This window comes from Longimicrobium sp. (assembly GCF_036554565.1).
GTDB lineage: Bacteria > Gemmatimonadota > Gemmatimonadetes > Longimicrobiales > Longimicrobiaceae > Longimicrobium.
Map to the genome: position 1 here is coordinate 1 of NZ_DATBNB010000748.1, position 9,525 is coordinate 9,525.

At 69.4% G+C, this 9,525-nt stretch carries 12 protein-coding genes; 7 read left to right on the plus strand and 5 right to left on the minus strand.

Features of this window, described 5'->3' with window-relative positions:
* Positions 1 to 359: 359 nt before the first annotated feature.
* The 5 genes from VIB55_RS21065 to VIB55_RS21085 form a co-directional block, all read right to left on the minus strand.
* Positions 360 to 1,808, minus strand: coding sequence for an MATE family efflux transporter (locus VIB55_RS21065; RefSeq protein WP_331878641.1), 1,449 nt, complete (start codon positions 1,806 to 1,808; stop codon positions 360 to 362).
* Positions 1,809 to 1,942: 134 nt separating this feature from the next.
* Positions 1,943 to 2,242 (minus strand): hypothetical protein, encoded by a 300-nt coding sequence (locus VIB55_RS21070; protein ID WP_331075116.1) that lies wholly within the window; start codon positions 2,240 to 2,242, stop codon positions 1,943 to 1,945.
* Between the two features lie 33 nt (positions 2,243 to 2,275).
* Positions 2,276 to 2,923, minus strand: coding sequence for a protein-methionine-sulfoxide reductase heme-binding subunit MsrQ (locus VIB55_RS21075; protein WP_331878642.1), 648 nt, complete (start codon positions 2,921 to 2,923; stop codon positions 2,276 to 2,278).
* Between the two features lie 2 nt (positions 2,924 to 2,925).
* Positions 2,926 to 3,843 carry a protein-methionine-sulfoxide reductase catalytic subunit MsrP gene (gene msrP, locus VIB55_RS21080; protein WP_331878643.1) on the minus strand — a complete coding sequence of 306 codons (918 nt, stop codon included), beginning with the start codon at positions 3,841 to 3,843 and terminating at the stop codon, positions 2,926 to 2,928.
* 154 nt (positions 3,844 to 3,997) lie between these two features.
* On the minus strand, positions 3,998 to 4,522 hold the full coding sequence (locus VIB55_RS21085; RefSeq protein ID WP_331878644.1) for a hypothetical protein: 525 nt from the start codon (positions 4,520 to 4,522) through the stop codon (positions 3,998 to 4,000).
* Positions 4,523 to 4,626: 104 nt separating this feature from the next.
* On the opposite strand from VIB55_RS21085, the gene VIB55_RS21090 reads away from it, so the two are divergent.
* The 7 genes from VIB55_RS21090 to VIB55_RS21120 all read left to right on the plus strand — a co-directional run bounded on the left by VIB55_RS21090 (position 4,627) and on the right by VIB55_RS21120 (position 9,272).
* Positions 4,627 to 5,295 (plus strand): Crp/Fnr family transcriptional regulator, encoded by a 669-nt coding sequence (locus tag VIB55_RS21090; RefSeq protein WP_331878645.1) that lies wholly within the window; start codon positions 4,627 to 4,629, stop codon positions 5,293 to 5,295.
* 10 nt (positions 5,296 to 5,305) lie between these two features.
* Positions 5,306 to 5,869: an RNA 2',3'-cyclic phosphodiesterase gene (gene thpR / locus VIB55_RS21095; protein WP_331878646.1), complete on the plus strand. Its 564-nt coding sequence runs from the start codon at positions 5,306 to 5,308 to the stop codon at positions 5,867 to 5,869.
* Between the two features lie 118 nt (positions 5,870 to 5,987).
* Positions 5,988 to 6,689, plus strand: a complete 702-nt coding sequence (locus VIB55_RS21100) for a SatD family protein (protein ID WP_331878647.1) — start codon at positions 5,988 to 5,990, stop codon at positions 6,687 to 6,689.
* Positions 6,690 to 6,738: 49 nt separating this feature from the next.
* Positions 6,739 to 7,536, plus strand: a complete 798-nt coding sequence (locus VIB55_RS21105) for a hypothetical protein (RefSeq protein ID WP_331878648.1) — start codon at positions 6,739 to 6,741, stop codon at positions 7,534 to 7,536.
* Between the two features lie 90 nt (positions 7,537 to 7,626).
* Entirely contained in the window at positions 7,627 to 8,406 is a 780-nt protein-coding gene (locus VIB55_RS21110; RefSeq protein ID WP_331878649.1) for an SDR family NAD(P)-dependent oxidoreductase, read from the plus strand.
* Between the two features lie 36 nt (positions 8,407 to 8,442).
* Positions 8,443 to 8,814: an OsmC family protein gene (locus tag VIB55_RS21115; protein ID WP_331878650.1), complete on the plus strand. Its 372-nt coding sequence runs from the start codon at positions 8,443 to 8,445 to the stop codon at positions 8,812 to 8,814.
* On the plus strand, positions 8,811 to 9,272 hold the full coding sequence (locus tag VIB55_RS21120; protein WP_331878651.1) for a DUF393 domain-containing protein: 462 nt from the start codon (positions 8,811 to 8,813) through the stop codon (positions 9,270 to 9,272). Before VIB55_RS21115 ends, VIB55_RS21120 begins: the two co-directional genes overlap by 4 nt.
* Positions 9,273 to 9,525 lie beyond the last annotated feature (253 nt).

A 9,525-nucleotide genomic window follows, 5' to 3' on the forward strand; every position in this document is an offset into this window, starting at 1 on the left:
TCCCGGCCTCTCCCCCATAAACCCCATGGGGGAGAGGAGAATTCGAGTGCGCTCCGGCAGGCCACACGCACCCGACTGGCTCCCTTCCCCCGCGCAGTTTGCGGGGGAAGGGCTGGGGATGGGGGGCGCCAGCCCGAGCACCGGACCCGCCTCGTCGCGCCGAAACCCGAAGTGTACCCCCTCTCCCACGCTGTTTGTGGGAGAGGGTGGACGAGCCTAAGCGAGGACGGGTGAGGGCCCCACGGCAGCCGAGGCCTCGGCTACGGTGACCGCTGCCGCGCCCAGGCTTGTACGTGCGCCAGGCTAGATCCTTCGGCCTGCCAGGTATGGCGTCAGGGCGAGTCCGGTGTGGCTTGGCCTCAGGATGACAGGCTGCCGGAGCCGCCCGGGACCGGCCCCCACATCACGTGGCGGACCCGGAAGGCCAGCATCACCGCCACCACCGCCAGCGACACCACCAGCCCCGCCCAGATCCCCCGCGGTCCCATGCTCGTGTGGAACCCCAGCAGGTACGCCACCGGCGCCCCGATCACCCAGTACCCCAGGATGGTGATCCAAAGCGGCACCCGCGTGTCCGACGCGCCGCGCAGGGCGCAGAGGCCGGCCACCTGCGCGCCGTCGAACACCTGGAAGAGCGCCGCCATCGTCAGCAGCCCCACGCCGATGCTCACGATCTCCGGATCGGTCGTGAACAGCCCCAGCAGCAAGCGCGGCGCGCCCAGGAACAGCAGCACGCACACCATCATGAAGGCCGTGACCACGGCGTAGGTCGTCAACGTGCTGCGCTGCACGCCCCGGCGGCTGCCCGCGCCCACGTGCTGGCCCACCCGGATGGAGCCCGCCAGGCTGGTGCCCATGGCGACCATGAAGGTGGCCGACGCGATGTTGATGGTCACCTGGTGCGCCGCCTGGGCCGTGGGGCTCAGCCACCCCATCATCACCACCGCGAATGCGAAGACGCCCACCTCGGCCGTCAGCTGCCCGCCGATCGGCAGGCCGATGCCCGTCATCCGCCGCAGCTGGGCGGCCTCCGGCGCCAGGCGGACGCCGGAGAACGGGGCCAGGTCGCGGCGGCGCATCACGTACCCCGCCATCGCCACGAACATCGCCCAGCGCACGATGGTCGTCGCCCACCCCGAGCCCACCAGCCCGTACGCCGGAATCCGGACGTCGCCGAACAAGGGAATGGAAAGTTGGACGCCGTACACCAGCACCAGGTTGCCCGCCACGTTCAGCGCCACGCCCAGAAAGGTCATGGTCATCGCCGGCCGCGTGAAGCCCATGCCGTCCAGGTACTGGCGAAAGGCCATGAACAGCAGCATGGGCGGCACCCCCCAGGCGAGCGCGGCCAGGTAGCCGCCGGCCATCCGCGCCACTTCCGGCGGCTGGTCCAGCGCCCGCGCGACCGGCTGGCCGAAGAGGCAGAAGAGCGTCATGGGCAGCGACAGCAGCGCGGCCAGCCACAGCCCCTGCACCAGCAGGCGGCGGCACTCCGCCCGGTCGCCGGCCCCGTAGGCCTGGCTGACCAGGGGCGACATGCCCATCAGCGTGCCCGTGCACATGATCATGACGGCCATGAACAGCGCGTTGCCCAGCCCCGCCGCCGCCAGGGGCCCCGCGCCCAGCGGCCCCACCATGATGGTGTCGGTGGTGTTCATGGCGATAGCGCCCAGCTGGCTCACGATGATCGGCCCCGCGATGCGCAGCAGGGCCCGGAGTTCGTGCAGGTACAGCAGCGTGCGGCGGCGTCCGCCCGGGCGCGGAGCCCTGCGCGGCGCGACGGGGGCGGGCGCAACCCCCACGGGCATCGTCATCTACGCATGGAAACGGAAGGAAACATAAGATAGTGGACAGGGCGGCCGGGGGGAACCTCCCGGGCCGCAAAAAAAGGGCGGGGCCCCGCGCCGGGGCCCCGCCGTGTTGCCGCCGGCCGTGGCCGCCCTCAGTTGCGCTCCTGCGCGCGGATGGGCGCCGGGGCCGACAGCAGCTTGCCGTCCGCCGCAGACAGGAGGGCCTCGGCAAAGTCCTGGCGCTCCTCGATCTGGTCCAGCCGCCCGTCGATGCTGGAAAGCACCTCGCGGATGCGGGTGAGCTCGGCCTCGGGAGTGCCCTTGAGCGTGGCCGCCGTCTTGGCGTCCAGGAACGTGCCCAGCCGCAGGGCGATGGGCCGAAGGATGAGCACGGCGCCGGTGGTGAGCGCTACCGTGCACATCACGATCACCTGCGCGAGTTCTGACGACATGGGTGGTACTCCGGGAACGAGGCTTTTCCGGGCCTACGGATGAACGGGGCCGCGTGTTTCGCGGGGCGCCGGGCGGCGGCGGGCCGCCACGAGCCGGGGCGCCAGCCGCGCCAGCATCAGCGCGGCGAACACGGCGGCGAAGATCAGCGGGTCGCGCAGGTCCTTCTTTACCAGCCACAGGAAGTGCAGCACGCCGAGCCCCGCAGCAAGATACACCAGTCGGTGGAGTTTCTGCCACCTCTTTCCCAGCCGGCGGATGGACGCCTTCGTCGACGTGAGCGCCAGGGGCACCAGCAGCAGGAACGCCGCGAAGCCCACCGTCACGTACGGGTGCTTCACCACGTCCTCGACGATGAAGCCGAGGGAGAAGCCCTGGTCCACCAGGTAGATGGCGAGGTGAAGGCAGACGTACAGGAAGGCGCACAATCCCAGCGTCCGCCGCGCCGGGGCCAGCCAGTTCCACCCCGTCCAGCGGCGGACGGGGGAGATGGCCAGCGTCAGCATCAGCATCAGCAGGGTCGCGAAGCCGGTGCGGTGGGTGACCTCTTCGATGGGCTCGGCGCCCAGGCCGCCCGTGAACCCCGCGGCCACGATCAGCGCCAGCGGCACCAGCCCGCCCGCCCACGCCGCCGGGCGAATCCAGCGCGCGGCGCGCAGCTGCCAGGGCGCGGGATGGGCCACGGCTAGAAGTTGCGCCGCAGGTCCATCCCGCGGTACAGGCTGGCGACCTCGGGGTAGCCGTTGAAGGGGAGCGTGGCCCGCTTGCGCCACTCGCCGATCCGCCGCTCGCGGGCCTGCGTCCACCGGGGATGGTCCACCGCCGGGTTCACGTTGGCGTAGAACCCGTACTCGGTGGGCGCCGAGCGGGCCCAGCTGGTGGCGGGCATCCGCTCGGTGAAGCGGATGCGTACGATGGACTTGATGGACTTGAAGCCGTACTTCCACGGCACCACCAGCCGCAGCGGCGCGCCGTTCTGCGCCGGCAGGTCGCGGCCGTACAGCCCCGTCGCCAGCAGCGTCAGGGGATGCATGGCCTCGTCCAGCCGCAGCCCCTCCACGTACGGCCAGTCCAGCACGCTCCGCCGCTGCCCGGGCATCTGCGCCGGGTCCAGCAGGGTGGTGAACTCCACGAAGCGCGCGCCGGGGCGGGGCCGGGCGCGGGCGATCACGTCCCGCAGCGGAATGCCGCGCCAGGGGATGACCATCGACCACGCCTCCACGCAGCGCAGCCGGTAGGTGCGGTCTACCTTCTGGTGCGGGCGAACCAGGTCGTCGAAGGCGTAGCGCCCGGGCCGGTCGCACAGGCCGCCGATCTCCACCGTCCACGGGCGGGTGCGCAGCGTGCGCGGGGCCAGGCGCGCCGGGTCGCTCTTGTCGGTGCCGAACTCGTAGAAGTTGTTGTACGAGGTGATGTCTTCGAACGAGTTGGGCTCGTCGCGCTGCGCCGCCTCCGCGTCGCTCATGGTGCACGCGGCCAGCGACGTGGGAAGCGCGCTCGCGGCCAGCGCCCCCGCCGCCGCGCCGAAGAACTGGCGGCGGTTCAGGTACGTCGCTTCCGGAGTGATCTCGGACGACGGGATCTCGGGCTTTCGGATGAGCATGCTACACCTTCTTCTCTCGACGGAGGGGCCGGGTGCGTCCGGCCCACGCACCTGTAACTCCAAGGTACGTGCAAGGTTCCCCCGCGCAAGACGCCGGCCGGGGTCCCTGGTGACATAGAGAGATACGTCGCCGGGGTCCCGGCCGGATTCGTCCTCAGCGATGCGAGTGCACCTCGCCGCCTGCCCGGTGCTCGCCGCGCTGGAACGCCAGGAAGGCGTGGATGGCCCGCAGCGCCTCCGCGTCCGCCGTGATGATGCGCACCTGGCCACCGCGCGGCAGGTCGCGGTAGGTGTAGCGGATGGATGCGCGGCGCGCGGCCATCACCTCCGTGCCCGGCACGGTACCGGCGTGCACGAAGCCCGGCGTGCGGAAGTCGCCTTCGCTGAACGCCTGCGCGATGGACGCGAGGTGCGCGCGGATGGTCGCCACGCCCTCAGGGTCGTCGGATTCGCGCTGGAGCTCGATGCGCCCGCCATCGACGAGGGAGTCGAAGCGGTGCGTGGACGTGTACTGGTCCACGCCCATCGCCTGCGCGCCGCGGTCCTGCAGCGCGGCGAATCCGCTCTCCGCCGTCTGCGCGGGCGGATGATGGGCGGCGTGGTTCTGCGGCGTGTGCTGGGCACAGGCGGCCATCGGAGCGGCGAGGGCGGCGGCGAGAGCGAGGTGGATGATGCGCATCGTGAGATCTCCCGTACGGATGATGTCGGTTCACGGCGGCCCGATGGCCGCTCACTCACGCTAACGGCGGCGGCGCCCGCGCGAAGGAACCTGGGTCACACCCGATGATCGATCCCGATGACCTCCTCGCCATCCCCCTCCTCGCCGGGCTGAACGATGCAGCCCGGCGCGACCTGGCGGCGCGCTCCGCCACGCGCACCTTCGCGCCGGGCGAGGTGCTGTGGAGCGCGGGCGCGGAGCCCCGCGGCTTCTTCGTGGTGCTGGAGGGCGAGGTGCGCGTCGTCCGCTCCGTGGGCGGGCGGCAGCACGTAATCCACGTGGAGGGACCCGGTGGCACACTGGGCGACGTGGCGCTGTTCGCGGGCGAGCGCTATCCCGCGACGGCCATCGCGTCCCGGCGCACCACCTGCGTGGCGGTAACGCGCGACGGGCTGCTGGCCGCCATCCGCCAGGACCCGGAGCTGGCCTTGGCGTTGCTGGGGCGGCTCGCGGGCCGCGTGCGGCAGCTGATCGGGCGGCTGGACGGCGCCACGTCGCGGAGCGTGAGGGCGCGCCTGGCGGGCTATCTGCTCGACCGGCGCGAGCGCGTCGGCCGCGACACCTTTCCGCTGGGCAGAACGCAGGCTCAGGTGGCGGAGGAGCTGGGGACGGTGCGAGAGGTGGTGGTCCGCACCCTCCGCTCCCTGCGCGACCAGGGCGTGATCCGCGCCGAACCGCGCGGCGCGCTCACCGTGCTGGACGCGGCGCGGCTCGCGGAACTGGCGAACACCTGAGCAGGCGGACATGGCGGGTGATGGAAGCGCGCGGCTGTTCGTCGCCGTGCCGATGACGGACGAGGCGCGCCGCGCGGTGCAGGCCCACCTGCGGACGGCGGCGCCCGAGGGGTTGCCGGGGCGGGCGGTGGCAGCGGACAACTGGCACCTGACGCTGCGCTTCCTGGGTGCCAGCACGCCGGCGCAACGGCGAGGAATGGCGGATGCGCTCGCCGCGGCGGAACTGGGCTCGGCGTTCGCCATCCGCTTCGGCGGATTGGGCGCGTTCCCGCGGCCCCGGAGCGCGCGAGTGGTGTGGATGGGCATCACGGAGGGCGTGGTGCGGCTGCAGGAGCTGGCGCACATCGCGGAGCAGGCGGCGCGCACCCACGGGTACGCGGCGGAGGAGAAGCCGTATCGCCCGCACCTGACACTCAGCCGCATCCAGCCCAACCGCGACGTGAGCCGCTTGGTGGAGTCCGTTCCCGCGCTGGAGCTGGAGATGCCGGTGCGCGAGATCGTCATCTACCAGAGTCACCTGGGTGGCGGCCCCGCGCGCTACGAAGCAGTGGAACGCTTCCCGCTCGTGAACTGATGGATGTAAAGCGAAATCGCTTTCAATTCAGGATGTAAAGCGGATTCGCTTGACAAGCGCCAAGGCAAGTCCTAAAGCTTAACAGGTCCGGACTTCCCGCCCCCCGGCCTGAGTCACGATGAACTTTCGACCCGACCAACAAGCTCCTGGCAACCACTGCGTCGCGCTCATCAGCGACGTGGTGGATTCGCGCGGGCACGCGGACCGTTCCGCGCTCCAGGAGCAATTGACCGCCCTCGTCGCGGCGCTGAACGAGCAACACGAACCAGCGCTTCTCGCCCGGTTCACCATTAGCCGCGGAGACGAGATCCAGGCGCTGCTCAAGCGAGCCGAGCCGATTCCCGACATCGTGTGGTTTGCGGGTGACTTCCTGGGACCCACGACGATGCGCTTCGGATTCGGGTTGGGACCCCTCGACACCCCGCTGCGCACACTCCCGACCGAAACGGACGGCCCGGCCTGGTGGTTCGCCCGCGACGCACTGAAAACCGCAGCAGAGAGCAACCGGACCGGAGGGATGTTCGCGGGCTTCGGCGACGACGATGTCGTGCTCACGGCAATGTCTACGCTGCTGGACCACATACGCGGCAGATTCACCACCCGGCAGCGCCAGGTCGCGCGGCTGCTCCGGGAAGGACACGGGGCCGTCCACATCGGCAACATCCTTGGAATTACGCGGCAAGCCGTTTACCATCATGCGCGGGGAGCCGGCTGGGCACCCTATTCCGAAGGTGAGGCTGCTTGGAGGGCGATTCTTCGGAAGTACGATTGGTCTTGCGATTGGGAGATGGCCGATGGTGCCGCCCGGAGACGTAGATGAACGGTTGCTTGCTCCCGTACTGCTGTGGACCCAGGTCGCCTGTGTTTGGATGCTGGCGAACTACGCACTTCAGGATCCCTCGGACCATCGGGAGGTCGAAGAGAAGAAGCATCTGCGAGAGATGCGGAAATGGAAGCAGCACTTGGGCATACGTGCCGCGCTGCTGACAGGTGCGGCCGCGGCGCTCCCAGGCTTCGGCACGACACAACTCGTCCCGCGGGTGCTGATCGCGGCTCTCATGCTGTTCGGAATGTTCATCATGGCGCTTGGCCGCGTGCGGGTAGTGGAGCGGCGTGCACCCGCCCGATCTCCGTTCCGTGATCCGGTGGACCTGCGCGCCCGGCGAGGAATCTGGCTGGCGGAGTGGGAACTGGGCACGCATTTCGTTGTTCTGCTGGCCGTGGCGCTCGTAATCGGGGCCTTCGGGGTGACCGTCGAGCCGCTACTGGTTCTGCCTGTCCGAACGGGCCGGCTCATCTGCTTCGCCGGGATTTGTGCTCTGGTGGTGTTCCTGGCCCGGGGCGGGGCTCACGTCGTCCGCGGCTTCATGAACAAGGTCGGGACGCTGCCGACGATGACCAGGCAGCCCGAAGGCGGTGTGGACTGGGTGGAATACAATCGCGGCCGAATGATCGGGGTGCTGGAGCGGATGCTCCTCGCGTTGTTCATGGCCGTGCAGGCGTATCAGGCGATCGGCCTGCTCATCGCCGCGAAGGGGCTGATCCGGTCGAAGGAGCTGGAGGACCGCGGCTTCGCGGAATACTTCCTTGTCGGGACCCTGGCGAGCACCCTGCTCGCGATCGGCGCGGGCGTTCTTATCCAGCTTCTCCTTCACTCATTCTGGTAAGGCACGGTCCATGGAGATGCAGTGGAACGCTTCCCGCTGAGCGGAGCGGACGACATCGAATCCGATTCCCTTTTCCCGCGGGGTTTGGTCATGCAGCTGGAGAACAAGGTCGCGCTGATTACGGGCGGCGGCGAAGGCATCGGCAAGGCGACGGCGCTGCTGTTCGCCAAGGAGGGCGCCAAGGTGGCCGTCCTGGGACGCCACCGCGAGAATCTGGACCCCGTCGTGGCCGAGATCACCCGCGCCGGCGGCGAGGCCATCCCCGTCTGCGCCGACATCTCCAAGCCGGACGAGATGCAGGCCGCCATCGCCGAGGTCGTCGACCGCTGGGGCCAGCTGGACGTCGTCTTCGCCAACGCGGGCGTCAACGGCGTGTGGGCACCCATCGAGGAGCTGGAGCCCGAGGAGTGGGACAACACGTTGTCCATCAACCTCAAGGGCACCTTTCTGACGGTGAAGTACGCCGCGCCGCACCTGAAGAAGAAGGGCGGTTCGGTGATCGTGAACGCGTCCATCAACGGCACGCGCATCTTCAGCAACACGGGCGCGACGGCGTACTCGTCGTCCAAGGCGGGACAGGTGGCGTTCACCAAGATGGTCGCGCTGGAACTGGCGCCCTTCAAGGTGCGCGTGAACGTAATCTGCCCGGGCGCCATCGAAAGCAGCATCGACGACAACACCGAGCGCCGCAACCTGGACGAGGTGCAGATTCCGGTGGAGTTTCCGGAGGGCAACCAGCCGCTGGAGCGCGCGCCCGGCAAGGCCGAGCAGGTGGCGCAGCTGGTGCTGTTCCTGGCGTCCGACCTGTCCGACCACATCACCGGCACGGAAATCTGGATCGACGGCGCCGAGTCGCTGATCAAGGGATGATGAACGAATGAGCACTCATCAACGTGAGGGGAAGCCGTGAAGATCATCCTCCTTTCCGATGATCGCATCCGCCTGGAGGGCGGCGGCGGGCCCATGTCCATCGAGGCGGAAAGCGCGGCGATGCAGTACTCGCCCTTCCACATGCTGGCCAGCAGCCTGGCGACGTGCACCTACTCGGTCGTGGCGTCGTGGGGAACCAACGCCAAGCTGAACGTGGATGACCTGGCGATAGAGGTCGGGTGGAGCTTTGCCGAGGAACCGCACCGCGTGGGTGAGATGAGCGTGGTGCTCGACTGGCCCTCGCTGCCGCCGGAGCGCCGGAACGTGGCGACGCGAGCCGCCGGGTTGTGCACCGTGAAGAAGACGCTGGAGATGCCGCCAAAGCTGTCGACGGAGGTCAAGGCATGAACACGATTCCCGTGGTGCACTTTCGCTTCGGCGACGTGCAGGCCATGGCGGCCGCCACAGGGCGGCCCTACACGGTGGTGTACGACGGCCAGTGCAAGGTGTGCGGCCGCCTGGTGAAGGTGCTGACGAAGTGGGACACGGGGGATGAGCTGGAGCTGATCCCGTTCCAGAACACCACGGTGCTCAGCCGCTTTCCCTGGATTCCCGCGGCGGCCTACGCCGAAGCGCTGCAGCTGATCGGCCCCGGCGGAAAGACGTGGCAGGGCGGCGAGGCCATCGAACAGCTGCTGAAGATCCTGCCGTACGGCTTGACGTTCGGCTGGGCGTTCAAGGTGCCGGGCTTTGGCAACCTGTTCGGCCGGTTCTATCGCTGGTTCGCCCGCAACCGCTACAAGTTCGGCTGCGGCGAGCACTGCCAGATGCGTCCGCAGAAGCTGGACTTTGGTGATGTTGAGTAGCGTGCGGTGGGGCGAAAGCCGGCCTGAGGAGGGCCGGCTTTCGTGCGTTTGGGACTGTCGCAGGCTGGTTCCGCTCCCCGATGGCGGGACTACGCTCCGGGCCTCGGGTCCGCTGGGGCGACTGTAGTCGCGGCAACAACGGCCCGAAGTCCGCCTTCGCGGACTGCACGCGTGGTCGGTCGCGTCAGGCCATCCGAAGCGCGGTTCAGGTCTCCCCCTCCCCTGCGCAGCGGGGGACGGGGGCCGGGGGGAG